Source organism: Anaeropeptidivorans aminofermentans (genome assembly GCF_940670685.1).
Lineage (GTDB): Bacteria > Bacillota > Clostridia > Lachnospirales > UBA5962 > Anaeropeptidivorans > Anaeropeptidivorans aminofermentans.
This window is the reverse complement of sequence record NZ_OW711693.1, coordinates 3611715-3638207: the sequence shown is the minus strand read 5'-3', so window position 1 is coordinate 3638207 and position 26493 is coordinate 3611715. Positions and strand designations below refer to the sequence as shown.

General features: G+C 37.8%; 26 protein-coding genes and 1 pseudogene. 9 read left to right on the top strand and 18 right to left on the bottom strand.

Annotation, left to right across the window (positions count from 1 at the left end; translation table 11 throughout):
• Positions 1 to 214: 214 nt before the first annotated feature.
• The 5 genes from NBX03_RS15315 to NBX03_RS15295 form a co-directional block, all read right to left on the bottom strand.
• A complete protein-coding gene (locus NBX03_RS15315; protein ID WP_250228637.1) occupies positions 215 to 1138 on the bottom strand; it encodes a LysR family transcriptional regulator in 924 nt (307 codons plus the stop codon).
• Positions 1139 to 1385: 247 nt separating this feature from the next.
• Positions 1386 to 1547 (bottom strand): hypothetical protein, encoded by a 162-nt coding sequence (locus NBX03_RS15310; protein ID WP_250228636.1) that lies wholly within the window; start codon positions 1545 to 1547, stop codon positions 1386 to 1388.
• A 30-nt stretch (positions 1548 to 1577) separates the two neighbouring features.
• Positions 1578 to 1754 (bottom strand): hypothetical protein, encoded by a 177-nt coding sequence (locus NBX03_RS15305; RefSeq protein WP_250228635.1) that lies wholly within the window; start codon positions 1752 to 1754, stop codon positions 1578 to 1580.
• Positions 1744 to 2259: an ABC transporter substrate-binding protein gene (locus tag NBX03_RS15300; protein ID WP_250228634.1), complete on the bottom strand. Its 516-nt coding sequence runs from the start codon at positions 2257 to 2259 to the stop codon at positions 1744 to 1746. Before NBX03_RS15300 ends, NBX03_RS15305 begins: the two co-directional genes overlap by 11 nt.
• A gap of 424 nt (positions 2260 to 2683) precedes the next feature.
• On the bottom strand, positions 2684 to 4240 hold the full coding sequence (locus NBX03_RS15295) for an ABC-F family ATP-binding cassette domain-containing protein (protein ID WP_250228633.1): 1557 nt from the start codon (positions 4238 to 4240) through the stop codon (positions 2684 to 2686).
• 393 nt (positions 4241 to 4633) lie between these two features.
• On the opposite strand from NBX03_RS15295, the gene NBX03_RS15290 reads away from it, so the two are divergent.
• Positions 4634 to 5128, top strand: a complete 495-nt coding sequence (locus tag NBX03_RS15290) for a kinase (protein WP_250228632.1) — start codon at positions 4634 to 4636, stop codon at positions 5126 to 5128.
• A 214-nt stretch (positions 5129 to 5342) separates the two neighbouring features.
• Here the strand turns inward: NBX03_RS15290 and NBX03_RS15285 are convergent, their stop codons facing one another.
• The 8 genes and pseudogenes from NBX03_RS15285 to NBX03_RS15250 form a co-directional block, all read right to left on the bottom strand.
• Positions 5343 to 5990: an HAD family hydrolase gene (locus tag NBX03_RS15285; protein ID WP_250228631.1), complete on the bottom strand. Its 648-nt coding sequence runs from the start codon at positions 5988 to 5990 to the stop codon at positions 5343 to 5345.
• Positions 5991 to 6003: 13 nt separating this feature from the next.
• On the bottom strand, positions 6004 to 6843 hold the full coding sequence (locus NBX03_RS15280; RefSeq protein ID WP_250228630.1) for a MurR/RpiR family transcriptional regulator: 840 nt from the start codon (positions 6841 to 6843) through the stop codon (positions 6004 to 6006).
• A 184-nt stretch (positions 6844 to 7027) separates the two neighbouring features.
• Entirely contained in the window at positions 7028 to 7465 is a 438-nt protein-coding gene (locus tag NBX03_RS15275) for a PTS sugar transporter subunit IIA (protein WP_250228629.1), read from the bottom strand.
• Between the two features lie 919 nt (positions 7466 to 8384).
• Positions 8385 to 9287: a class II fructose-bisphosphate aldolase gene (locus tag NBX03_RS15270; protein WP_250228628.1), complete on the bottom strand. Its 903-nt coding sequence runs from the start codon at positions 9285 to 9287 to the stop codon at positions 8385 to 8387.
• 15 nt (positions 9288 to 9302) lie between these two features.
• Positions 9303 to 10162: pseudogene (locus NBX03_RS15265) on the bottom strand (PTS system mannose/fructose/sorbose family transporter subunit IID).
• A 54-nt stretch (positions 10163 to 10216) separates the two neighbouring features.
• Entirely contained in the window at positions 10217 to 11029 is an 813-nt protein-coding gene (locus tag NBX03_RS15260) for a PTS mannose/fructose/sorbose/N-acetylgalactosamine transporter subunit IIC (RefSeq protein WP_250228627.1), read from the bottom strand.
• Positions 11030 to 11387: 358 nt separating this feature from the next.
• On the bottom strand, positions 11388 to 11876 hold the full coding sequence (locus NBX03_RS15255) for a PTS sugar transporter subunit IIB (RefSeq protein WP_250228626.1): 489 nt from the start codon (positions 11874 to 11876) through the stop codon (positions 11388 to 11390).
• 472 nt (positions 11877 to 12348) lie between these two features.
• Complete coding sequence (locus NBX03_RS15250; protein ID WP_250228625.1) at positions 12349 to 13281, bottom strand: class I mannose-6-phosphate isomerase; 933 nt, start codon at positions 13279 to 13281, stop codon at positions 12349 to 12351.
• A gap of 220 nt (positions 13282 to 13501) precedes the next feature.
• Here NBX03_RS15250 and NBX03_RS15245 point away from each other — a divergent pair, with 220 nt between their 5' ends.
• The 4 genes from NBX03_RS15245 (at position 13502) to tnpA (ending at position 16820) form a co-directional block, all read left to right on the top strand.
• Positions 13502 to 13882, top strand: a complete 381-nt coding sequence (locus tag NBX03_RS15245) for a winged helix-turn-helix transcriptional regulator (RefSeq protein ID WP_250228624.1) — start codon at positions 13502 to 13504, stop codon at positions 13880 to 13882.
• Positions 13883 to 14364: 482 nt separating this feature from the next.
• Entirely contained in the window at positions 14365 to 14517 is a 153-nt protein-coding gene (locus NBX03_RS15240; protein ID WP_250228623.1) for a hypothetical protein, read from the top strand.
• A 423-nt stretch (positions 14518 to 14940) separates the two neighbouring features.
• Positions 14941 to 16146, top strand: coding sequence for a DUF401 family protein (locus NBX03_RS15235; protein ID WP_250230296.1), 1206 nt, complete (start codon positions 14941 to 14943; stop codon positions 16144 to 16146).
• Between the two features lie 200 nt (positions 16147 to 16346).
• Complete coding sequence (gene tnpA, locus NBX03_RS15230; protein WP_250227316.1) at positions 16347 to 16820, top strand: IS200/IS605 family transposase; 474 nt, start codon at positions 16347 to 16349, stop codon at positions 16818 to 16820.
• Positions 16821 to 17298: 478 nt separating this feature from the next.
• On the opposite strand, the gene NBX03_RS15225 is transcribed toward tnpA, so the two are convergent.
• The 4 genes from NBX03_RS15225 to NBX03_RS15210 form a co-directional block, all read right to left on the bottom strand.
• Positions 17299 to 17886, bottom strand: a complete 588-nt coding sequence (locus NBX03_RS15225) for a DUF3841 domain-containing protein (RefSeq protein ID WP_250228622.1) — start codon at positions 17884 to 17886, stop codon at positions 17299 to 17301.
• A complete protein-coding gene (locus tag NBX03_RS15220) occupies positions 17862 to 18419 on the bottom strand; it encodes a DUF3841 domain-containing protein (protein WP_250230295.1) in 558 nt (185 codons plus the stop codon). The genes NBX03_RS15225 and NBX03_RS15220 overlap by 25 nt, the downstream gene beginning before the upstream one ends.
• Before the next feature lie 152 nt (positions 18420 to 18571).
• Positions 18572 to 19156 (bottom strand): hypothetical protein, encoded by a 585-nt coding sequence (locus NBX03_RS15215; RefSeq protein WP_250228621.1) that lies wholly within the window; start codon positions 19154 to 19156, stop codon positions 18572 to 18574.
• A 211-nt stretch (positions 19157 to 19367) separates the two neighbouring features.
• Positions 19368 to 21128 carry a S41 family peptidase gene (locus NBX03_RS15210; protein WP_250228620.1) on the bottom strand — a complete coding sequence of 587 codons (1761 nt, stop codon included), beginning with the start codon at positions 21126 to 21128 and terminating at the stop codon, positions 19368 to 19370.
• Positions 21129 to 21546: 418 nt separating this feature from the next.
• Between NBX03_RS15210 and NBX03_RS15205 the strand changes: the two genes are divergently transcribed.
• Complete coding sequence (locus NBX03_RS15205) at positions 21547 to 21816, top strand: hypothetical protein (protein WP_250228619.1); 270 nt, start codon at positions 21547 to 21549, stop codon at positions 21814 to 21816.
• A 262-nt stretch (positions 21817 to 22078) separates the two neighbouring features.
• Here the strand turns inward: NBX03_RS15205 and NBX03_RS15200 are convergent, their stop codons facing one another.
• Positions 22079 to 22501 (bottom strand): NUDIX hydrolase, encoded by a 423-nt coding sequence (locus NBX03_RS15200; protein WP_250228618.1) that lies wholly within the window; start codon positions 22499 to 22501, stop codon positions 22079 to 22081.
• 274 nt (positions 22502 to 22775) lie between these two features.
• Between NBX03_RS15200 and NBX03_RS15195 the strand changes: the two genes are divergently transcribed.
• The 3 genes from NBX03_RS15195 to buk all read left to right on the top strand — a co-directional run bounded on the left by NBX03_RS15195 (position 22776) and on the right by buk (position 26211).
• Positions 22776 to 23978: a metallophosphoesterase family protein gene (locus tag NBX03_RS15195; RefSeq protein ID WP_250228617.1), complete on the top strand. Its 1203-nt coding sequence runs from the start codon at positions 22776 to 22778 to the stop codon at positions 23976 to 23978.
• 261 nt (positions 23979 to 24239) lie between these two features.
• Positions 24240 to 25133: a phosphate acyltransferase gene (locus NBX03_RS15190; protein WP_250228616.1), complete on the top strand. Its 894-nt coding sequence runs from the start codon at positions 24240 to 24242 to the stop codon at positions 25131 to 25133.
• 13 nt (positions 25134 to 25146) lie between these two features.
• Positions 25147 to 26211, top strand: a complete 1065-nt coding sequence (buk, locus tag NBX03_RS15185) for a butyrate kinase (protein ID WP_250228615.1) — start codon at positions 25147 to 25149, stop codon at positions 26209 to 26211.
• Positions 26212 to 26493 lie beyond the last annotated feature (282 nt).

The following is a 26493-nucleotide window of genomic DNA, read 5'->3' as shown; positions in this document are numbered from 1 at the left end:
TAGAATAAGAGAATTTAAAAATTAATTGAAATAGAAAAAGGCTGATTATCTTATTTAAGATGATTAGCCTTTAATATTTGCATTAAGCTTTTATATGATTTATTTAAATACGGTATGTATATAGTAAATGAACTTAAAAGACCCCAAGACAATTTACTGTGAGTATTAAGGATAACTGCCTTTTTAAGGCTCTGTGCCAACAAGCTTTTAATATTTATCTGCCGGTACTCTTATTTACTGCATTTCCAAGCTTTCTAAGAAAAAGGTTCGCTTCACCGGAAAATTCCTGCCCTTTTTGCTTAATATAGCCCATAAGAAGACATTTATCGCATTCTTCTATGGCAACCGTATGGATATCATATTGTTCATATAAGGGGTTCATAAACTTTATGCCAAGATTGCAGACATCTGTATGCATAAGCATATCAATTAATAAATTATCGCTGTTGGTATTTATGATATTATCGAATTTCTCCATATGGAAAGTTCCAAGGCTTATATAGTCCAAATCATGTTCCATGGAAAAAAGGTCCTTTTTCATCTGCACAAATTTTAATGCGCTTAGCTGAGAGAAACTGATACTTTCTTGATTATACAAAGGACTTTTAGGCCCCGCATAAATACAGGCCTCCATTTCTGCAAGGATTGTAAGCTCAAGGTTTTTATGCTCTAAGAGATATTTAAAATTACTTTGCCTGCTTTTGGAAAAATATACGATGCCGATTTCTGAAAGGCCTTTTCGTACATTTTCAGTAATAGTTTCAATGGTTCCTTCAAGAAATTCCAATGCAATATTCTCTGTATTGTAGCTATTATAAAAATCGCAGAACACCCGTGAAATCATATGGCTGGGATAGCAGGAGATACTGAATTTAGAGGCTTTATTTCTTTTACTTATACTTGCAAGGATATTGGCATTTTTAATGATATCCTTTGCATATTCATAAACCTCTTCTCCCATGGGGGTAAGCACAGCGCCTTTATTGGTACGGTGAAGGAGCTCGCAGCCAAGCTCTTTTTCCAAAGCGGAGATAATTTTGCTGACATTAGGCTGTGAAGTATAAAGGGCCTGGGCCGCCTGATTAATGCTTCCCGTCTCTGCAACGGCTATAAAGTGCTCTAACTGTTTTAGTTCCATACGATCCCTCCTTTAAATTTACTATACTTGGATTGCCATGAAACAATAAGGCTGTTAATTACTTTTGCTGTATTTTAAGCCCTCTATAGCCCAATATTTTATGGCGGGATAAAAGCAAGTTGGCTATATAAGAGAGGCACTTAAAAAACAGATAAATAAGCCAGTGCAGTTAACCTAAGCTAACTATACTGGCTAGTATATCTTAAATTGCGGTATTTTTCAATTGTTAATTTTAGCTTAGGGAAACTTATTTGCTGATTTCTCCGTAGGCTACGGCAGGGTCCTTTTTTCTTATGGAAAGGGTAGAGGCAAGATAGAATACCACGCCGTCTGCTTCTGATACGAAGCTTTCCAGCTCCTTACCGAAAAAATCGCATACTTTTCCCAGGAAATCCCCTTTTTTAATCATATCTCCCGCAGATACGGCAGGATACCATAATCAGTCAATGTTTGCTTCGGGATAAAATACCTTTGTGATTTCCTGCTGGGATTTATTTTCAGAAACTTTCTCTGAGTTTATAAGCCCTAAATGAGCAAGCAGTCTGTATATATCCTTTTTATACGCATGAACCTCATCTGCCGTCCACTGGCCCTTGCCGCCCCTTTCAATAAGCAAAGAAGGCTGCCTCAACGCTTTCCAGAAGATGCATCATTTCAAGCCATGTATGGCGGTCCTTATTTTCTATAATAGCGTCGAAATTGACTTTAATAGCGTTGGCATCGCAAATTTCTCCGTCAGAAAATTTTACGCCCTGGCGTATCTTAAAGGTATATACCTTGCCGTCGTCGCTTATGCTCCAATCCTCCGCAAGGCAGCCTTCATAGCCTGATTCTGTAATATTCACAAGGGTTTCGTAAAGCATTTCCTGTGCGTACATTTCCCCTGCGTATAAATGAGGGTTTAAATCCCTTATATCTCTAAAGTTAACAAATACAAGCTTATCACGGGTTTCACCTGGGGAAGCGCTTTCGGAAGATGCTTCCGTACTTTCTTCTTTCGCCTCTTCTTTGATTTCCTGAGAAGGGCTTGAAGGCTTTTCAGAGGAGTTTTGACTGCAGCCTGTCATAACAATGGATAAAACCGCAAATATGCCTAAAAGGCCTTTGAATTTTCTTTTCATTTCTAATCTCCTTCGTATTTCTATGAGTGTTAGACGCAACCAACCTACAACAAAAAAATAATGCACCTTAAGTGCCTCATACTGAAAAAGTATGCCATATATTTTTAAAATCCTGTAATATCATTTTGTTTGCATGTGATATTCATTTAAGTTATATCAGGATAACTAAAGCAACATAGAGCATGGATGGAGAAGGGTATGTTCTTTCACATAAATTTAGCAACGCCGCTGTATTTAAAAAACCCCTTTGATAAAACAAAGAGGTTTTTTCGAGACAATCAAAAATGATAATAAACTTCTTATAAAGAAGGAGCAAATACCTATTGCGATAGCCCTAAAAGACGTATTTCCTTCGGAAATAGTACTTTTTTATGGCAACGTAAATATACGGTTTTGTTCCCGCTTCATCTTATAATTACGACATCTATACGATTTTTAAAGTAGAATCTGCCAAGTCCCATACGCTGGAAACAATGTCATTATAAAACTCCGGCTCATGGCAAACCATGAGAATGGTGCCGGAATATTCCTTAAGGGCTCTTTTCAGCTCATTTTTGGCGTCAACGTCCAAATGGTTTGTAGGCTCGTCAAGGATAAGGATATTGGTTTCACGGTTAATAAGCTTGCAAAGGCGGACTTTCGCCTGTTCACCGCCGCTTAATACATAGATTTTGCTTTCAAGCTGAGCTGTAGTAAGGCCGCATTTTGCCAGGGCGCTTCGGATTTCATACTGGGTATAGGAGGGGAAAACCTCCCATACATCTTCAATGCAGGTATTGGTATTGTCGCTGTTAAGCTCCTGCTCAAAATAACCTATCAGCTGATTTTGACCTTTTTCAATGGTTCCGCTTATAGATGGGATTTCTCCCAGAAGGCTTCTGAGTAAGGTTGTTTTTCCTAAACCGTTGGCTCCGATGATGCAGACCTTCTGCTTGCGCTCTAAAAGAAGATTCAAAGGCTTTGTTAAAGGCTCATCATAGCCGATAACTAAATCCTTAGCTTCAAAAATAAGCTTGTCCGATGTTCTTCCATTCCTGAAGTTAAACTCCGGCTTGGGCTTTTCTCTTGTTTTTTCGATAATATCCATTTTATCAAGCTTTTTCTGCCTTGCCCTCGCCATACCTGCTGTGGCAACCCTTGCCTTATTTCGTGCAATAAAGTCCTGAAGGCCTGCGATTTCCTGCTGCTGTCTTTCATAGGCGGCGTCCTGATGGCGCTTATGCTGCTCATAAAGCCTTAAAAAGTCTTCATAATTTCCTACATAACGGGTAAGCTTCGCTTCTTCCATATGGTAAATTAAATTAACCACATCATTTAAAAATTCCATATCGTGGGATATTAAAATAAAGGCGTTTTCATAATTTAGCAGGAAGGTTTTGAGCCAGGCGATATGCTCTTCGTCTAAATAGTTGGTAGGCTCATCAAGCAAAAGAATATCCGGTTTTTTAAGAAGAAGCTTTGCCATTAATACCTTATTTCTCTGTCCGCCGGAAAGCTCGTCGGTTCTGCGGTCCAATCCAATATCCGAAAGGCCCATGCCCGCAGCAATTTCATCTATTTTAACATCAATTGTATAAAAATCGCTGATATCAAGGATATTTTGAAGCTCGGCAGTCTCTTCCATTAAGGTGTTTAAAAGCTCCTCATCAGCTTCAGCCATCTGCTCATATTTTTTCGTAAGGGTCTCTTCGATTTCAAAAAGGTAGCTGAAGGCCTTCCGAAGCTCCTCTCTGATGGTTAATCCCTTTTCCAGCTCACTCTGCTGGTCCATATATCCTATGCGGACGTTTTTAGCCCATACAACGCTTCCCTGGTCGGGAACAAGCTTACTGGTAATAATATTCATAAAGGAAGATTTGCCTTCGCCGTTGGCTCCTATAAGGCCTACGTGCTCTCCTTTTAAAAGGCGGAAGGAAACATCTTCAAAAATAACCCTGCCCCCGAAAACATGATTTATATTGCTTACTGTCAGTATACTCATTTGTTTCTCCTTAATTATCGTTATTAAATCTAAATAAATTCATAAAGGCAGGCCACGAACAAAATATGTATTTGCTATATTATTTTTTCGTTTAAAAATTGCCTCTTATTCACCATACTTCTCCAGAATATATGATACTGATATTTCATTTAATTTTCAAGTATTAATATACGAGGTAAACACATAAAAGCGTTTGCCTGCTTAATATATAAGATTTAAAAATTTTTATATAAAATGCCCTTAGAGTTTAAGCGTTCAGTTTGCCAACATTTTATTTTCGAATAGATTTTTTACGGTTATAAAATTAAATTTGACATGTTATAATGAACTGTATTCAGATAATGAGCGCATTCGTATTGTTTATTTATAAAATTTTGATGTGGGGTTTAGGATATGTCCAAAATCATTATATTAAGAGGCAATTCAGGAAGCGGTAAATCTACAGTAGGCAAAGCTTTGCAAAAGAAGATTGGCCGGGGGACTTTGTTAATCGGGCAAGATACGATACGAAGAGAAATGCTTTGGGTAAGTGACGAACCTAAAAATCAAGCAATAGATTTGATTATAAACCTTGTTTCATATGGGCATCAAAATTGTAAATTTGTTATTCTTGAAGGCATACTTTATGCGGATATTTACGAAGCTTTGTTCAGAAAAGTTGAGGAGCTCTTTGCAGAAAACATTTTTGCTTATTATTTTCTGCTTCCCTTTGAAGAAACCCTAAAGCGTCATAAACTAAGACCGAAACTGTATGAGTTTGGGGAGGCTGAAATGAGGCGATGGTGGCGAGATAAAGATTATTTAGTAAACATTCATGAAAAAAAGTTATATAAAGAAATGAACTTAAATGAAATAGTTGAACTCATTTATAAAGACATAACGGAATAGAAAGGAAAGCCATATTATATGATGAGGATAAAGGTCTAATGAATAATTTCAGACGGAAATACCTTCTATTGATGGTTTCATGCCGGAAAAGCACTTGATTAGGGAGCTTGAGGGCTATTGATTTAGGTTATACAGTAAAAAAGGCGCTTAGATTTTAAGCGTCTTTTTATGTATAAGTTTATTTACTTAGGCAAATTAAAAAAGGCCAAGCATATTACAGAAAATCCTTAGCCTGCTTCCATAAAATATCGCCGATTTCATCTAAATCATCAACATAGGCATGGGCTCCGAGCTGCTTGTAATTAAACCGGCGGTCCCTTTTGCAGATGACATAAGCCCCGGATTCATAAGCTGCCTGCAAGCCGTAATCCGAATCCTCTACGGCAGCGCATTCTTTGGGATTCAGCCCAAAATAATTTATAACGTCAAGATACACATCAGGATAGGGTTTGGCTTTCTTGCAGGAGACACCGCTGGCGTAATAATCAATGAAATTACCGAAGCCGCACTGCTCTATGACGGCCTCTATTTTTTCCATAGGGCTGTTGGAGGCGATGGCGATTTTAAGGCCATTTTCCCTGAGGTCTTGAAACAGTTTTTCGGCGTGAGGATTTTTAATTTCATCATAATTTAAATCTATGGTAAATTTATAATTTTCTATGAGCTGTTCTTTAAATTCATCGGAAAGATAGTCAAAATTATTCCGCAAAGCGTCATAATATTTTGCCCCGGTAAATAAACAAAGCTCCTCATGGGTAAAATGAACGCCGTTTTTCAGGAAGTATTCCTTTTTTGCATTGTATAAAAGGGGTTCCGTATCTACCAGAACGCCGTCTAAATCGAAAATAACACATTGAAACATAAAATCAATCCTTTTACTCGTCGTCTTTATATTTTCTGGGACGAACCGTCTTCATATACTCACTGGATTTGCTTCTGGAGTGGGTATAATCTTTTTTAAATAACCCCAGAACCAGCGTATCTACTATGTACAGAATGCCGGCGTTTGGATAGAAGGACTGAAGCCTGGAGCGGACGCTTGTCTCAAGGACTTTTAAGTGAATGTCCGAATAGGTCATCAGGGTATTTTTAGTAAGGTTAGAAATACCGATAATGGAAATGCCTTTCTTTTTGGCAAATTCGGCAATCTCCAGCACCTCTTCCGTTTCGCCGGTTTTTGAAATCAATACAATACAGTCGATGCCCGGCTCTAAAAACATAATGTTTTGTTTTATTTCAACTACTGTGCTGCTGTAAAATACATTTTTGCCAAGGCCCATAAGAATATCCTGCATATACTGGGCAAAGGCCCCCGTAGCAAGGAAACCGAAGCACAGCACTCGGTTGGCACGGCTTATCATGTTAATGGCTCCGTCAATATCTTCCGGTTTATTGGCATCTTTAATAATTTTAAAGGTGTTATTGTAATTGGTAATCATTTTATCCATCATGACATAAGTAGAGTCATTAATCTGTATCTCCTGAGACTCCTCAATGTCGGAGTTGGCAATATCTGCAATTAACTGTTTATAACTTCGATATCCGATTTTTTGAGAAAAGCGGATAATGGTAGATTGCCCCATACCCAATATTTCAGCAAGCTCCGAAGAGGTGATGGAAGAAATGTTTTTCCTGTTGTCGATTAAGTAGTCTGCAATTTTCATTTCAGAAATGGTAAAGGTATGATACAGGCTTTTTATTTTAGTTACAAACATAATTTAACACCTCTTGTCTCATCATGGCTTTACTTCACAATAAAAGAATCTGAGAAGAAAGCTTTATAGAATGTATACTAAACCAACTTGAAAAATTATACAAGAGCCATCTTGTAAATCATTTTTTAAATTTGCATCTTCTTGAAGTCAACAAATAAGTTTTTAAGTTTGTGAATTATAATATTTATAGGTCTTCATCAGGATCGGTATTCTGGGGGGCCGTAAAGGCTTTCACATCGGTATAGGAAACGGAAGCCTTGCCTGCTTCTATGAGACTTTCAATAAAGGAATGTATGTCCCCATAAGAAAATCTGGAAATAGCCGCCTCACAGGCCATGCCGACATTTGTTCCTGCCATAATATGAAGCCTTGGGTCATTTAAGGCGAGCTCTAAAGCGCATTTATAAGGGGAGCCGCCGAATATATCGCTTAAAACAATAATTTGCGTACAGTCTGCCAATTTGCTTATGGCAAAGATGAATTTTTCTTTTAAGGTATCCAAGGTATCCTCCGGCAGGAAGCTTACCTTTTCCAAATGCTCCTGAGGACCTGTGAGCATTGATACTGTTGAGGCCATGCCTTCGGAAAATCCGCCGTGGCCTGCTAATATCAGTCCAATCATTAAAACAACCTCCTGTTATTTTACATGTTTTTTGTAAAATTATCAAATATACTTCAATTAATATGGAAGAGCGATATTGTTAATTTGACTTTCTCTTGTTTTTTGCCCTCTAAGCCAAACACCTGCAGTGGAATAAAAGCAAATTGGCTGTCTATATGCAGTAGACTTAAAGAGGCATAAAAAAAGGCCTGCAAATTATTTTTGAGGTTATGAGCCATAGCGATAGTAAAATAATTTAATCACAGTAAGAAAAACCGTATATACATATTGAAGGACTTAATATAAGCGCTTCTATATTTATGCCGTTTGTGAAAATAGATTTTTGTTGCTGCCTTGAAGCTGTTTTACTTTAAGTTTTAATTTCATGCTTAAATTCCTGACATAAGAAAGCTTAATTTAAGCAAGAAGTTCCTGTTTCAAAGCACCGCAGATACAAAAAGGAGTGCGCTTTATGCCATACCCGGCTGTTTGAAAAAGACAAAGCATCAGCTTATAAGCCTTTTTCAAATTGGCCTTTACTTAAAAAACGATTTACAAGCTTGCACTTGTATGGTTTTTTAAGTTTGCTTAGGGCGTGTCTGAAAACTCCAAACTCTAGGATATTTTGCCATAAAAGTGCGGCTTCATTGTTATAAATCCTCAAGATATGCCGTACAGGTTTATTTTGAGTAAACCTGTACGCTCAACATTTTTGCATAAAGCAAAAATGTAAATGCCCGCTATCTTTGCGGTTTTCTCCTCGAATTCACACTTCCTTACAAACAATACTTTTTTAGCTTACAAGCTGAAAAATGTATTTCTGCTGTAAAATGATAAATAAACTTTAGTTTATTTATCATTCTTGTCGGTTTGACCGTTTTCAGACACTGCCTAGTATACATCAGCGCACTGGGGAGTTTCTCTGTTTCACCGCCATGTTTTAAGCCTGAGCGGAGCTTCTAAAGGTGTTTCTTATTTTATAGCGGATATGCTCTATCAAAGCAGTTCTCGTCATGGCGAAATATTTCCTCGGGTCCATTTCCCTGGGGTTTTCCTGCATATATTGGCGGATTGCAGTAGTGGTTGCAATTTTCAAGTCCATACAGGAATTAATTTTAGAAACACCGTGGGGCATGGTAGCATGCAGATCGGCTTCTGAAAAGTTTTTACTGTAGGCAATGCCTGCATTGTAGCTATTTGCCTTATCCAGAAAGGCTTTAGAGAAGATGCTTGTGGCGTGAAGCACAAGAGGAATCTCCGGAATAGCCTTATGGATATTTTCAAGAAGCTCGAAATCAAATTGCTTTTCATGGTCGGGGGCTTGGCCGTGGGCATTTCCCACACATATGGATAAAGAATCACAGCCAGTGAGCTCGACAAACTTTACGGCTTCTTCTACGCTTGTTCTATATAGCTCAGGGCCTTCTACCTTATGGCAGATTTCTCCTTCGACGCTTACTCCTCTTGGATGGGCATAGTCTACGACGGTTTTTGTGCGTCTTACCTGCTCATCGAAAGGAAGCCCGGTATTATCAAGCATAACGGAGGTAAAACCGCTGTCTACACATTCTATACAGCGCTCTATAGTGTCGCCGTGGTCTAAATTTAGGGCAATGGGAACCGATGCTTTCTTCGCGGCAATTTCTGTGATGGCTTTAATCATGTCTGCTCCTGCGTAATCTATGACACGGCAGGAGGCCTGCACCAGAACAGGGGATTTTTCAAACTCGGCAGCTTCAATAATTGCCTGAATCATTTCCATATTATAGCCGCAGAATCCGCCGATGGCATAATCTTTAGCCATGGCCTTTTTATATATATCATTTGTGTTTACAAGATTCATTCTTCAAAGCCCTCCTTACATAATGCCCAGGTAAGTAAGGGCGATGACGGCGGCCATAAGACCAAAGATAAGCTTCGCGATGGAAACGTTTTTCTTTGATACTAAGAAGTAACAGAATAAAACAAGCAGCAAGCTCAAAACGTTTGGAAAGATGCCGTCAAAAATATTTTGCAGCACAATCGGATCTGCTTCCGCGGAAGCCGTAAACTGCAATGGGGTTTTAACCCCTACATAGCTTGCCGAAAGGGCGCCAATGACAATAACGCCGAAAACAGAAATGGCGGTTCTTGCTTTCTGCATGATTTCGCCGGATAAAAGGGTTACTGCATTTCGCCCTACTTTATAGCCTTGATTATATAAAATCCATGCATAGCTCCATAAAGCAATGGGCGTTGCCAATAAATAAAGAATACAGCCAAGGGGGCTTAAATTATCTCCAAGGCCTGTTAAGGAGATGGCGATGGTTGTTAATAGGGTACAATCGTCGCCTGAACAAGGGAATCGCCTACGCCGGCTACAGGGCCCATCAAAGCGGATTTTGTGGTTCTTATCATATCGCCTGTAACTTCTTTACCGAGGGCCATTTGTTCTTCCATGCCCACCATAATGCCCCAGATAATGCTTGCGGTGGTGTGTTCATTGTTATGGAAGTCCAGCTGGCGGTTCATGCCGTCGACTTGGCCTTGTTTATTGTAATATTTCTTATATAAGGGAATCATATTATAGGCATAGCCATTGCCGTGCCAGTTTTTAAAGTTAATGGAAAAGGAATAAAGCAGCTGGTATCCCCAGAAAAGCTTTTTCAGTTCCGGTTTTGTCAGGGGTTCTCTTGAAATAACGTTCTGCTGGTTGATTACATCAGGGTTTTCTGCCATTATATTAACCTCCTTGCAAATTTTAGATAATTAGTATAGTTCGTTTGCAGTTTCCTAAAGTTCTTCGTCTGCGTCGCTATAAACAGGGACAGTGTCGGCCTGAGCAGCAGCGGCGGCGGCCGGTCTTGAATCTGCTTTGTAATAAAGGTAGGCAATGACAAGCCCTGCAATGGAGATAGGGATAAAGGCCATTTTCATAGAAGAAAACATCATAAAGCCCAGCACGAAGAACAGAAACATAAACTTATTGGAAATATTGTATTTTAGAAGCATTGCCATACCTACAGCAGGAAGGACCTTAGAGAAGGTATTAAAGGCCTGCATCAGCTTATCGGGCATGATATCAATTAAGCTTTGAAGAGCCGGCGCACCTAAAACGATAAATGCAAAGGAAAGGCCGAAGGAAAGAACGAAGAAGAACAATTGGGGCAAAAAGATATGACCCAGCTTAATCTTCATAAAATTATATTCGTCGATACCTTTTTTCATAATGTTTGAAAATATGGTGTTAGCGAAACGAACAACCTGAATACGGTTTGCCGCAAGCATGGAAATAGGGGTTGCGATGGCAAGAGCGGCACCGACGTCCAAATTTGAAATAATTGCTACTGCCATAACCGGATAAGAAATGGTTCCAATATCCATAGTGATGGCACCGCCTACGGCGAAGGTCCCCATATAGGCCAGCTGGAAGGCTACGCCGATTTCAAGGCCCTTTTGTATATCGCCAAGGATTAAGCCGCAAAGGAAGCCGCCGATTAAAGGCCTTGCCAAAGTGTACTTGCTGATTACGAATCCGCCTATAGAGCTGTATGCGCTTGCTATGTAGAATAAAACGGATATGAGTGCTACTTGCAGATAATTCATATTACTCCTCCTAACTTTAATTTTTTGCATAAAAATAACAGGCAGCGATTTTGAGGGCTTCTCCAAAATATACTGCGCTTATATTTGAATGATGAAACCATAGCATTGTTATTTAGGTTTATTTTGTTTTGAGCCTTCTGTAGTCAAATATACTTATTAAACTTAAAAATAGACTTTTTGTTTTTAGGTTTAATAAATTTTTTTCAGCTTATAGAAAATAAACTTGATTCCTTTGAAGTTTATTTTCTATATTTACGGGGAAATAAAATCAAATGAACTATATTATATAATAAATTTATTTTTACACCTGAAAGAATGAAGTGCATTTAAAATCAAATAAATCTTACAACAGTCATTTCTATTTGCTTTTTAAAGATTCTTTGGCTTCTTTCCATGTATAATTGGGTGTTGTGAAGGTGGGGTTTAGGATAATATTTGTACCGGTGGACTCGATGAAATCAAGAGCTTCCATTTCCTCATGTGTAAGGCCGAGCATCTGCATAATATAGGTTGAATTTGGCCTTACGGCCTGGGGGCCGATGTTTAATGTGCCTTTGAACCGATAGCCGACTTTTACCATCTGGGCGGCTACTTCGGGTTTTTTAAATATGACAATATAGTTTTTTGAGGAACTTTCCGCCTCAGGTAATTTTTTAAGAGCCGTTTCAACCGTAAAACAGAGTACCTTCATAGACGGCAATGTTCCTTTATAGACCTGCATCATAAAGGGGTCTGCTGCAATTTCGTCATCAATTACCAGTATGCCGTCACAGCGGGTTTCTTTTGTAATTTTGGTCTGGGTTTGGCCGTGAATGACTCTTTCGTCAACTCGATAGTGAATAACCATAGGACTCCTCCTTTTTAAATTTCATTAATGCAAGAATGAAAGCTATGATTTTACCCTCTTCTTATGTCTCATAGCGTTTTAAAATTTTATAAAGAGGCTTATTCTTGCATTATTCTAATTTCACTAAATTATAGTTAACAAAGATAAAAAGAGTTTGTTTAACTATAAGGAGACGCTCCCTTAAAAATGATTTATAACCTTGCATTGCTATCCTTTTTAAGTTTGCCTAATATAAATTCAATATAGCACAGCCTAAAGAAAATGTAAACTAAATTATTCAAATTATTCACAATATATAAATAAAAACCAAATATTGCAGTTATTTAAAGAATAAATCAAGGAATATTTGTTGAATATGCATATACTTCATTTTAGTTCAAAAATTTATGAATAATTCGCATATTCAATAAAACGCTGTATATTTAAGAAGATACAGGTATTTTGGCTTAAAATTTGGTGATTCTTGGCTGGGTTATGATTTTCTATAGGATAAAACCATTAAATCCATTTTACCCTTGAAGGATATGGGGCCATAATGAACAGGAATAAACACTGTTTCCCCAGGCTTGATAGAATAACCGTCAATTTCGCCGCAGCCTTCTACACAGGTCATAAAAAGAAATTTATCGTATTGGAAGCTTCCTTTTTCTTTGGTTTTAATACGCATGGCAATGTATTCGCCGGCAACATTATAATATTTATAAAGGCTTATGCCGTTTTGCTCTATAGGTTCTGCATGAATGGGGCCAAAAGGCACCTCAGGAATATTAACGCAGTCATATACCTCCTGCATATGCAGCTTCCTTTCCGGATCGTTCCTGTCATAATCATAAAAACGGTATGTAATATCACTGTTGGTGGAGAAGGTCACGTTAATTCCGCCGCCCCCTTTACCCCCATGAATAACACCGGCGGGGGTATGCAGATAATCCCCTTCCTTTACCTCAACATAAGTAAAAAGATTATCCCAGTCTTTATTTGCTACAAGCTCCTTGAAGTGGTCAAGAGAGACAGCTTTATTGCCGAAGAGGCTGCGCTTAACGCTGTCAGACTCTGTAATGGAAACAGCGCCGGAAACCTTGCCCTTTGTGCCGTCATGGGTAAGGGCATATGCATCTGTAGGATGCAGATGATAAGACTGCATGCCTTCATTGCAGGTGATGGTCATTCTCACCGGGAAAATTTCCTCATCGCAGCCAAAAAGGGCCTTGTTATTTTTGTAGAATTCCGAGAGGGTTTGGCCTGTGCCTTCCACCTCATTATCCAGATGCCCGGGAAGGGCAATGACATTATAGATGGTGCCTATATTATCTAAATCCGTTTCAATATTGAAAGCATCAATGAGCTTTCTGCCCCCCCAGATAAAGGATAAATAAACCGGCTTAATTCTATAAATCTTTTTCATGAATATACCTCCTGCAATGCTTTATTTCCTCCAGTATATTACAAAGCCGACGTCCTGTAAACCATAATATTTAATAAAATAATATATTATTTGAATTATACGGATAAATTAAAATAAAAAATAGACAGAAAAATCTAATGGAGAGTTGAGATGCTACTTATTGACACAGCAGCATCTCATTGATATAGTTACTATAAAATACATAGTGTAGGTGATAACAATGAAATATGAGCCAAAGATGGAAAAAGAAATTATGTGCCCCATTGAATACGGGTTAGATATGTTTGGGGGAAAGTGGAAATCAAGGATTCTTTGTGTGCTTTCCGCTAATTCTGTCATACGCTATAATGCAATCCGCAAGGAGCTTGGCAATATAACCGATGCCGTTCTTGCTTCTATGCTAAAGGAGCTGATGGCAGACGGGTTAATAAATCGTGAGCAGTATAATGAAATACCGCCCAAGGTTGAATATTCTTTAACAGAGAAGGCAAAATCGGTACTGCCTATTTTACAGAGCATTTGCCATTGGTCGAGGCAGCAGACAAAAGACAGACTGGATAAAAAGCTTCCCCCCTGTAAAACATGCAATCAATTGACATAGCCCATACTATTAAAATTATTAGCTAATTATAAATTTGCTAATATATTTACCCTTCCAAGCAGCTTTGATATACTTCTTGTCATGGTTACAGCAAAATAAAGCAAGGCAGCAGCAAAAATTTGTTTTTTATAAACCGTTTAAATATATAAAAGCGCTATATTAAGCTGTTCAAAATATTTAATTTTTATTACTGTAATTAAATGTGTTTTACTATGAGCTATAAATGTAATGATACAGAGGTAATATAGCAAATGAACTTGAAAAAAGCTCAAGTTTATTTACTATAGGATAAAGAAAAGCTTATTCAACTTAAAAACAACAAGACAGTTTTCAAGCTGAATAAGTATAATTATAAGTGCAAAAGCATATTTGGAAATTTTAATGACAATGGACGATAATAACCGCCCAGCAGCAGGCATTTGTATAAAATACCGTAAAAGCATTCCTAAAGCAGTAAAGGAGCAGTATTAAGGGAACTCTTTATGAAGAAGGACATTCAGGAACTCCACGGCTTTAATAGTATTTATTCTGCAAAGGCATGCCTTGAATCAGGTTTATTTAAAAAGGATGTATTTATCAGCTTAAAGCCTCTTAGAAGCCCCGACTCAGATATTAAAATTTACGGCGTGGCATAAAATCAGCATGAGATATTTTAAAAACAATTTTAGAGTATTAAAAGCTACCTGTTATTCATTGAAGGTAGCTTTTTTTGTCAATACAGAAATTATAAGAAATAATGATATTATGAAACAGAATCTATTGATGAAACGAATACTTTGCTTTAAACTTATAGATAGAAAATGAGAGGTTGAGTCTTATGGAAAGCAGTAGGCTTTGAGAAGAACAGAAGTTTATATGAAGCGAACTTAAAAAATAATATGAATATAAGCTTGCAAATGATTTTTAAGTGAGGGTCTATATTACCTATAAAAAGATTTTTAGGTAATATCTGTATTATTTATATTGTAATTATGAGCGCAGGTTTTACGCTTATATTTTTCTTTGGGAATTGTATTCTTACTAAATCTTATATCCGGAGAGGTGGCAAATTGGTAACTATGGAAGTGGCAAAGCTTGCGGCGGTGTTTTTAATTATTATCGTCATACTGTGGATAAAGCGTCCTTTATATCAGGCTGTATTAGCCGGCATTGCAGCATCAATAATTCTTTTTGGAATCAGTGCTTTTCAATCGGTAAGGCTCTTTGCAGATGTTGTTACCAGCTGGAAATCCATGTCCATACTGTTTGTGTTTTATTTTATAACCTTTTTACAGCGGATACTTGAAAAACGCAGTCAGATAAAATTAGCCCAAAAAGATTTAAACCGGATATTCAATAACAGGCGGATTAATGCTTCCATTGCCCCTTTCTTTATAGGGCTTCTGCCTTCCGCCGCCGCAATGATTTTATGCGGTGATATTGTAAAGGAATCCTCAGAAGGATATCTGGACACGAAAGAGCAGGCCTTTGTTGCCAATTGGTACCGCCATATTCCTGAAAGCACTTTACCTACATATCCTGGGGTTATTCTCATGTCTACCTTGGCTGGGGTTGCATTATCCGAGTTTATAGTAGGCATGATTATTCCTGTGATTACTTTGGCTATTTTAGGGTATATTTATTTACGGAAGTTACCTAAAGATACAGGAAATGAAGAAAAATCCACTAACAAGCTGAAAGACGTATTTATGCTCTTCGGTCATTTATGGTCCCTTTTGACCGTTATATTTTTAATCATCGCCTTTAAGCTGTCGACCCTGTTATCTGTATTCATTGTAATCATAGCTTCGATTCTTATTTATAAATTAAAGTGGACGGAGCTTCGTCCTCTGTTTAAAGGGGCCATTGAGCCTAAAATGCTTGGGAATATGTTTCTGGTGCTGGTTTTAAAAGAATTTATAACCTATACGGGAACCATTTATATGCTGCCGGACTTCTTTTCAATGCTTCCAATCCCCATGTATATGATATTTTCCCTTTTATTCTTTTTCGGCTGTTTGATTACAGGCTCAAGCGGTATTATTGCCCTTGGTACGACCCTTGCTTTTACCGCGATACCTGACGGAGGTATGCCTTTAATGGTGCTTTTAATGTGTATATGCCACGGTGCCAGCCTTTTGTCACCTACTCACGTATGCCTTGTGATTATTTCCGATTATTTCAATATTACCCTTGGCGAATTAATTGGAAAAACCCTTCCTATAGTGCTTGCCTTCTGTATATTGATGATGGGGTATTATAATATATTGCTGTTGTTAAGCTAAAAAGGAGCTTTCTGGCTTTGCATATTTATAAAATAAAACCATGTGCGAAATTTCGCGCATGGTTTTTATTGTATCTCATACAATAAACCACCTGCTATGCAGGTGGAGGGAAAATGCTTTAGCTTCAAGAAAAATACCCCCTGTGATAAAATAAAGTGGGTTTGCCAACCACAATTATTAGATCATAGGAGGTGTGTCCGATGGACAAAAATAGTTTATCACATACAACCTGGGAATGTAAATATCATCTGGTATTTGCTCCAAAGTATCGAAGACAAATAATTTATGGAAGATTAAAGGCGGATATAGGAAAGATACTTAGAGAATTATGTGAAAGAAAAGGTATAGAAATAATAGAAGCAGAATGTTGTAGTGACCATATACACATGTTAGTCAGAATACCACCTAAATATAGTGTATCAGAGATAATGGGATATTTGAAAGGAAAGAGTTCTTTAATAATATTCGATAGACATGCAAATTTAAAATATAAATATGGGAATAGACATTTCTGGTGTAGAGGATATTATGTTGATACAGTAGGTAAAAATGCGAAAAAAATAGAAGAATACATTAGAAATCAAATACAAGAAGATAAAGTAGCAGATCAAATTTCATTGTTAGAATATATTGACCCGTTTACGGGGGAGCCAGTGAAAGGAAATAAAAAATAAACCGCTTTAGCGGTTATTGGGAAGTAAATGCGGTTGGCAAACCGCTTCGATGCGTCCTCAGACGCATGCCAGTAAGAGCCCCTTATAGGGGCAGAGCAAACTACCGGCTAAGCCGGTAGTTATGATTATCATGAAAAGTCACCAACTTAGAGAACAGAGTAACTGTGATTTAAAATAACCTGTAAACTTAGCAAGTGGCGGCATAAATTTCTGAAACAAATCCAAATTTCGTTTTTGTAAAGCAAGGCTATGATGATATATAGTAAATTTAAAGTTAAACAGTAGCAAAGCCGTATATGCACACAGGTTCAAAAATGCGCTTTAAAAGAAATATAGTAAATCGCCTTTGTGAAACTGCCTTTATTTGATTTATATATTAAAAGCCTTATGGCCTATTATGGTATAAAGGCAATTTCACTATGTTTCCGAAGGAAATCCGTGTTTTTGAGCCTGATGGGAATAGGCTTTTGCTGCTTCTTTATATGAAATTTACTACAAGCCAGTCTTTTTTTATCTGCCATAATCCTACCTGAACGCTTCCGATACTTTCAGTATCGCCGGCCTTTATTTTTTCATGGTGGCGGAATAATCTTTTCCAGCTGTTTTGTACTTGGCGCTTTAAATCAGGATAAAAATTCGTAAGAATGATATCGCTTTCATGGCGCATACCGTAATCTTTGAGCATTTTTTGAAATTTTATTTCGTCTTCATCATTTTCGCCGATGTATTGCAGACGAAGTATTTTATTAAAATCATACATGTCAAAAAAGATTGCTTCATCTACGGGGACGGATAATTGCAAAACACTGCTGTCGCCGGAGGATTCCAAGCTGTATAAATCTTTAAAGGCCCAGTAGGGATATTCGGCCCCTTCCGGCTTGGGAACATACTTTTCTGCCTCTGAAACAAAGAAGTCATAGGCCGCCATAAAAATAGGGGCGCTTTCCTGATATTTTTTAAGGACATATTCTTTCTTTGAAAAACAGATGCCGTCACGGTACAAAATCTCTGTTACAATTGGGGACTGAGAAGAATAAAGCATTACTGTATTACATTTGTTATCCATCGGCTTTTTACCTCCCATAGGTTTCCGTAGCAGCCATGGCCGTCAAGCAAAATAGAATCATCAAATAAACGGCTCCAGCTGTTTAAAATTTCTCTTTTTATCTGGGGATAGAATTGGGACATATAGGCTTTTGTATCGCTTACGCCGTATAGCTGAAGCTGCTGCTGGTGCCTTTTAGCATCCTTCTCATCTGCGGGAATATAGGAATAATTAAGCATGGTTCCCCATTTGCCGATGTTCACCATGGTAATTAAGGCTGGGTCTAAAGTAAGCTCAAGGATAACTGAATCGTCGCTTTGAAGCATTGTGGCTTCCTTTGCCAGAGACACCCATACGGGGTATTCCGCGTCCTTGGGCTTTTGGGCGGCATTAGGCGTATTTCTGACGAGCCAATCATAAACCTCCAATACCAAATGGGCGTGTTCTCCCAAATCTTTAAAAATATATTCCTTTTTAGCCACATACCTGCCTTTTTCCTCTAGCTCTTTCAGAACGGCTCTATTTTGCTTTGTCCAGACGGTAATTTTATCTATCAGGCTCTCCCCCTTTCATTGGCCATTGTATATAAGTTTCTGTCCTTGCAATTTATACGGAGCAGATATTTTTATAGCTGGATACAATCAACCTAAGTATATAACGGCAGCTATATTTAGTCAAACAAGGATTCTTTATATAAAAAGGTATATTATTGGCTCTTCATATAACTCAATAACTGCCTAAGCTTATAAGGCCGGTAAAAAAAGAAAAACGGACCGGATAAGGCAGAAAGAATCAAGGATACGATGAAAAGGCTGATATCATCGATTCTCTGAGGGCCGACTCTGACGGCCGCATTGCCGGCGGCAAGGTCCAGGTCGTAGAGGCCGGCTTCCGCCTGAGGGCGATGGGTATTAATCTCCAAACGGACATAAGCGCCGAAGGGGGCTAGAAAGCATCCAAGGGCCAGCAGAATTGTCTTCTGAACAGAAAGGGTGGTCATGGCGGTAAAGGCTCTGATATTCATGCTCCAATAGCCGAAAAAGGTTGGAATTATCACAGTATCTCTGCTTCGTTCGGAGATTAAATAATTTAGCCGGGCATAATGGATTCCGTAAAAGGCAAGGATAGTCAAAAAAAGCCCTAGAACGGCTGAAATTATGATTCGCTTTTTAAGCTTTGAAATCTCCTTGGGGGCGCATTTCTTGCAGAAGCCTAAGTACATCGTTTCGGCGGATAAAAAATCGTAACAGGCTTTACACCTTTCCTGTTTTTTGAAAAAACTTTTAACCATGTGAACCCTCCTTTTATTTATAGTAAATTTAAAATTAAACAGCAGTAAAGCCGCATATTCATGCAGGCTCAAAAACGTACTGTTTTCCAAGAAAATTTCTGTTTTTGAGCCTGATGGGAATAGACTTTTTCTACTTCTTCATAATAAAATTATTATATAGCAAAACAAAAACAAAGTTTATTTGTTTTACTAAGAGGTGCGTGATGATGTTTTATTTATTATTTGAAATATACTCAACGGCAGCTTCTATAAATTCATCTCGGCCTTCTTTAATGCCTTTAAGGGTCCGTTCTACATAAATATCTGGGGAAAGGCCGGTGCGCTGGGTCTGACCGCCGTCGGGGGTATAAACCCCTAAGCCGGTAAATAATACATGATTTCCGCCGGGAAGGGGCAAATCCGTGACATTGCCGTCTGCACCGATGGAGTTTTCTCCCATGACAGTAACATTAGGGCCGTTTCTAAGAGACATAATTGTGAATTCCGGCTGGCTCCATGTATTTTCAGACATTAAGAGGACAACTTTATTTTCATAATAAAAGCCGGAGCTTCTGTCTACTCTGCCGGAATATAAGGGCAGAGAGTATATAAAGGTACCGGGAACTGCTTTTGACGGCTGCGTCGCGAGGACAAAGGGCATTCTTCTGTCTATGAAATATTCCCCAAGGCTATAGGTAAGAAAGTCCGACGGATACTGCCTAAGATCCACAATCAGCCCATTGGTATCCGCTAAGGCCGCCATAATCTGATGGATTTCTCCTTTTTCAAGGATAGCCGGATTGATTAGGCCGATATTGTTTTCAAGAATTTCGTAAGACTTTGTAAACTCCATGCTTGGATGAAGGTATATATCTGTTCCTTCCACAGTAAGGGTAAGCTCCTCACGGTCTCGAAGAACGGTAACTTCCATGGTTTTCTCATGAGACCTTAAGATATAGGGGGCAATTGTTGCCAACAGCTTGGTATCTTCCGTATAGGACTTATATTTTTTAATCTCTTCTGCTTTATCCTTGATGTCAATACCGTTTAATTGCAGCAGAATATCTCCCGGTTTTAGAGGGCAAAGATCTTGATATGCTTTATAAACATTCAAAACTGCAAAATGGCCTTCTGCCTTTGTTATGCTTACAGGGGCGGAATAAAAACCAAATTGATTCCGCAGGAAGGTGTTATCCGTAAAGTATACGTGGGCATCGTTGAGCTTTGCCCCTATTGCAGCCAAGGTTAGTTCATAGCTTTGCTTATCTGTTCCTTTAAGCATTTCAGGGATAAAGTCAATTAAAAGTTCGTTCCAATCATAATCCATAATATCCTTATAGGGGAAATAGTATTCTACGGCGTTCCAAAACCGAAAAAGCCCTAAAAGACGGTAATTAGTATCACTGTAATCCATATCCTCATAACTTTTCTCATTTTTAAAATTACTTAATGAAAGAGCAGCCTCTGGAAAACTATCAAAAAATACGGGCGCCTTTGACCGGCTGACGGCAGGGATTTCTCCAAGGGCTGATAAAGCCGAAGAAAGCTCTTTGCCTAAATAGGCTTCGTCTTTAATCCAGCTTGTATCAGCCTGAATAAGGATGTCTTCTTCTTTTACGTACTTCCATTCCACCAATCTGGAAGTTGTTCCGTAATTGATTTCCCCAAGGCTTATGAACCAATCATAAAGAATAGCGTTCGCTTTTTCTTCGCTATTTGCCGAGGAAATAATCGGTATTAAATTAAGCAATTCTTCGTCCCAATCCTTTTGACCAAGCAAAAATACAGGGTGCGTATATTTCGTATAGCCCCAAACCTTGCATAATTTTTGAAGATTACGGGTTTTTATATCTGAAATTTCTTCTGATAAATCTTCTTTTGTAATGAATTCATTTTTATTGGGTTTTATGGTGCAGCCGTTTAACATTAAAATGGAGAAAAAGCAGAAAAATAGTATGTATACAATAAAACGCAAAGGTCGATTTTTACACATAGACATTATCTCCCTTTCTTTATGAATACGTTTTCTGGAGATAAAAGTATGGGTATGGAAAGATGATAAGCCTGTTTTCATATTTAAAAAAATTATACAGGAGGCACAAGCCATTTAATATTTATTACTCTATAAAAAAGATATCTGTTATATTCTAGAATTTTTTAATAAAGCAATAAAAGCAATTCTTATTTTCTTCATAAACATTTTCCTTTCTTTGAAAAGGTCTGTTTAAGTCATTTAATATAATAATACCATATATTAAATATTATAATAATAGAATTAAACCGGTAAAAAAGAGCAGAGAAAGACAGTGTTTTTTATTTTTAATTAGACTAAAGTGCTATATGCAATCGGGCTTCCAAGTGTGGCAAATAATAGATGCTTCTCATATAAATAGTAAAAGAGGAGGGAAAATATGAATGATCATAGTATGCATTACTTATGGACATTGGTTGAATGGGTAGCCAGAAACAATAAGGATGAGCAGGACGCCATACTGGAATATACTTATCTGTTAAAGTACATGAACTCCAATAGGGAAACTCTTATAAAAATCTTTGGCATGAAGGAATTTAATAATATTGAAAGCATAATACGGGAACACGTATCCGACGAGGAACAGCACAGCCAGCAGCTGACGGAAATTTATATAAAGCTTACAGGGATTCCTATTGCAAAGGATTAGTATAATTAATAATATAAATAAAAAATTTTGTCATCAAAAGCCCTTGCTATTAAACGGGGGCTTTTAGGCTGTATCTAAGGCCTATGATGATTGAAATACTTTATTAAACCTCAAAATATTCCGGCTTATTATAGCCTTATTAAAACGGCAGGAGGAAGAAGGCATACAAATAATAAAAACTCAGTCTGAATATTTTGAATAAAGGCCGAACCGAAGGAATTATTAAGTATGAATTTTTTATTGATACTTCATTCGTAGAACATTATTTGTTTTTAAGCCAATGATTTATTTTATCAAATAAAAAGGGCTGTATTTCTGGATATGTAAGAGATTCAGGAATAGAGTCAAAAAGGTTTATATGGTCAATTTCAGATGCAGGAAGCGCACCAAGGCTTTTAATATCTGCATAGCATAATAAGCCATAGCTTTTACTTCCTCTGTTAACACAATATACGCAAACAGGCGAAATCACATAATCTGCGGCGCCGGTTTCTTCATATAGTTCTCTTTTAGCGGTATCTGTTATAAGCTCCTGAGGTTCTCTGTGGCCACCGGGTATCTCCCAGGTTTCTCTGTCCTTGTGCTTACAGTATACCCATTTATTATTGTATCGGCTTACAATAACGGCATATTCCAAAAGAGCGTCATCTACTGCTTCTATTTTTTCAAACTCCACTGAAATCATTTGCATACCCCCAAGATAAAATTTATATTTATCATACCATAAGCGCAGGGTTCTGCTCTTGTTTTTTTCAAGAAATGATAATATAAACAAAATGTGTATTCTTGATTTTGTTTATATTATTATATGGAAGAATGAAATAAACAAGTATATTCAGAAAGAATTATCTCATGAAAGTGTTAAATTGCTGAAATTATATACACCTATATTATGGTATATGCTATACTGCTATTAATGATTTAATTAGGATGCAATACACTGGAATAAGGATGATAAAATGAAGGATTACAGACACATAGTAAAATTAATGAACGAAATAAAAGCAAATCTTTTAAACAATAAATATAAGAATAAAGAAGAAATTAAAAATGATTTTTTTAAGACCCTTGATTTAGTTTGGAAAAATTTAAAGAACTCAGACAGAACAGATTTAACGCTTATGTATAAAGTAAATGAATTTTTAATAGATGAAGTTTGCAATATCCATACTGAAGAAAACAGCAAAATAAACGAAGCGGTGTTTAAGGAGAATATCAGTATTCAAACAGCAAAAGAAAACCTTGAAAACGGCAGACGAGGCTGTCATATTTATTCATTTAAGGAGCCTAAATGCCATTATTATATCATAGGAGATATTCATTCCGATACCATAAGCATTGAAAGGATTTTAGAAAAGACGGATTTCTTTCATAGAGTCATAAATAAAGAAAAAATCAAGCTGATATTTCTGGGAGATTATGTGGACAGAGGCAAGGCCCATCTTAAAACCCTGCAATGTATTTTAACCTTAAAATATCTGTTCCCTCAAAATATATATATTCAAAGGGGAAATCACGACGGTGGAAGCTTTGAAAAGGGAGAAATTAAACTGTGCGTAAGAATGCCTGAAGGGGAAGCGGATAAAGACTGGTTCCTGCCGTATCTTTATAACCTAACAAAATCAAATAAAACATTTCCGGAAGCTATGATTCATAAATACTTAAAGTTATTTGACAGCTTAAGCAATGTTTCTTTTATATGCCATGAGAATATAATTTTACTGCTTGCCCACGGAGGTATTCCAAGGCCTTTGAAAGAAGAAAAGAACCCCTTTATATATATAAAAAGCATTTCAGATCTTACAAATGAAAGCATCGTAGATTGCTTAGGCGCTACCATAGTAAATAATATGATGTGGAGCGACCCGGCGGTTACAGAAGACGATTTAAGAGAAGACAGAAAAAGGTTCAGATTCACAGAGGACCATTTTGAAGCATTTAGAAAGCATATAGGCTTTGATATTTTTGTACGAGGCCATCAGGCGGAGACTAAGGGATATAAGAAGTTTTTTAAAGACAGGCTTATTACTGTTTTTTCAAGCGGGAAAATTTTAGATAAGCATAAAAATATAAATCATGAGACTGCTTATAGTGACATAAAACCTAAAATACTAGAAGTAAATAAAGAAGGGGAAGTATTGGTTCTGGATTTAAATTCTTAGGAGGTATTTTAAAGTAAATCAGTATAATTGAAGACCTGCCATTTGAAGCAAGCTTTAAGAAATGTTTCAGCGTGATTAATGCCAGAGAGGGCGGCTGTAAAATTTATTTTACAGCCGTCCTCTTTATAATATGGATAAGTATCATAATCTTCAAAGTAAATTAACGGTTGAAATTTAGTCATCATGATTATAAAATTAACTTGTATAGTTTATAGGGGCAGAAGAATATATCTTGTTATAGAAATATAGGGGAGGGCAGAAATGATTCAGAATTTCGATGAGCTTTTAAGCAAAAGAGATAGGGCAAGAGGCAAGATTATAGCCGTAGCCGCATCAAACCATTTACATACGCTGAAAGCCGTATTTGACGCGGAAGAGGAATTTGGCATCAACTATTTGCTTGTAGGGGACCGTATGAAGACGCTTGAAATTTGCGAGAATATGGGGAAAAGCATTTCAGACGAAAAAATTATTCCCGCAGATACTGAGGAAGAAGCGGCTTCAAAGGCAGTTGCCTTAGTAAAGGAAAAAAGGGCGGATTTGCTTATGAAGGGGAATATTCAGACGGCTGTCCTTCTAAAAGCGGTCCTTAATAAGGAAAAGGGGATTTCAACAGGGGGCGTTATGTGCCATATGGCTGTCATTGAGACAAGAGGATATGAGAAGCTGTTGTTTATGTCCGACGGAGGAATGATACCTTATCCTACCTTGGACCAGAAAAGAGCAATTATAGAAGAAGGGGTCAAATTTATGCATTCTTTAGGATATTCAGAGCCGAAGGTTGCTATTCTGTCCGCCGTGGAAACCGTAAACGAAAAAATGCCGGAAACATTAGAAGCAAAGGAGCTTACAAGGCTTAATAAAGAAGGGATAATAAAGGGCTGCATCGTAGAAGGGCCATTATCCATGGATTTAGCCATAAGCCCTGAATCGGCGGCAATAAAGGGCATAAAAAGCCGCATTGGGTCAAAGGCGGATTTTCTTGTTATGCCGAATATATCCGCCGGAAACATTATGAGCAAGGCCCTTACTTTTCTTGGCGGGGCAAAAATGGCAGGCTGCATTCTTGGGGCAGAGGTTCCCATTGTGCTTTCTTCAAGGGGCGCAAGCGAGGAAGAAAAAAGATTATCCATGCTTTTATGTTTATCCTTATAGAAAGGGGAGGACTATGGCTCATTTAATATTAGCTGTGAACCCCGGCTCTACCTCGACTAAAATAGGCTTATTTTCAGACAGTACCCCTATTTTTACAGAGACTATGGAGCATGAGCATAAGGAGCTTGAAAAATATCCTTCTATAGTGTCACAAAGGCAAATGCGAAGCCGTATAGCAGAAGAGCTTCTTATGAAGCATGCAATAAACCCTGATATGCTTTCTGCAATCGTAGGCAGAGGAGGGCTTCTCCCGCCTTTAAAAACAGGCGGGTATTTAATCAATGAAAAAATGATAGACATGATAGTAAATGAAAAGGGGGTTTCACCCCATGCTTCCAATCTCGGAGCCCTCATAGCCTATGATATTGCAGAAAAAGCAAACAGGAAGGCCTATATATACGATGCTGTTTCCGCCTCCGATATCCTTCCGGTGGCCCAAATTACAGGCTTTCCCGAAATAAAACGCAATAGCTTTTCCCATGTGCTTAACTGCAGGGCTAATGCCATAGAATATGCCAAATCCTTAGGAAAGGCCTATGAAGAAATGAATTTAATAGTGGCCCATTTAGGGGGCGGTATTTCTGTAAGCGTATATCAAAAGGGTAAAATCATAGACACTGTAGGAGATGATTTCGGCTGTTTTTCACCGGAGCGGTCTGGGTCTGTGCCTTTGCTGGATTTTATAGAGCTTTGCTATTCCGGCAATTTTACGAAAGAAGAAATGAAAAAGAGGGTAAGGGGGCAGGGAGGCCTGAAGGCTTATTTCGGCACCCCCGATGTGAGAACAATAGAAAAGATGGCTTTGGAGAAGGATGAAAAAGCAGAGCTTATACTTACTGCCATGTGCTATACCATAGGAAAAACCATCGGTTCCCTTGCACCGGTTCTTAAGGGAAGATGTGATGCTGTAATATTAACGGGAGGCATAGCCCGTTCTAAATTTATAACGGATAAAATAGCCGAAATGATAGGCTTTATAGGAGAGGTGGTTATAAGACCCGGAGAATATGAGCTGGAAGCTCTTGCAGCAGGCGCCTTAAGAATAATAAAGGGAGAAGAAACAGTACATATTTTTTAGAAGCTTTTTCGTTTAAGCCCAGGACGTATGGGATATGTCCTGGGCTTAAAATAATGTTCTGTTTAAAGATATTTTTCTTAGGCAATGCAATTTTGAAATGGGATTGGCTAAAGAGGCAGATGATACTGTGTGAGACTTTTCAGATGCTACTATGATAGTGGTAAAGCTTTAATATAAAGAAATAAGCTTTCCAAGTCTCTTAATCATAACTTTAAGGAGACTGCGGCTATTAAAATAAGCCGTAAAACGAACCAAAGGGTAAAAATATTTTAAACAGAAAGG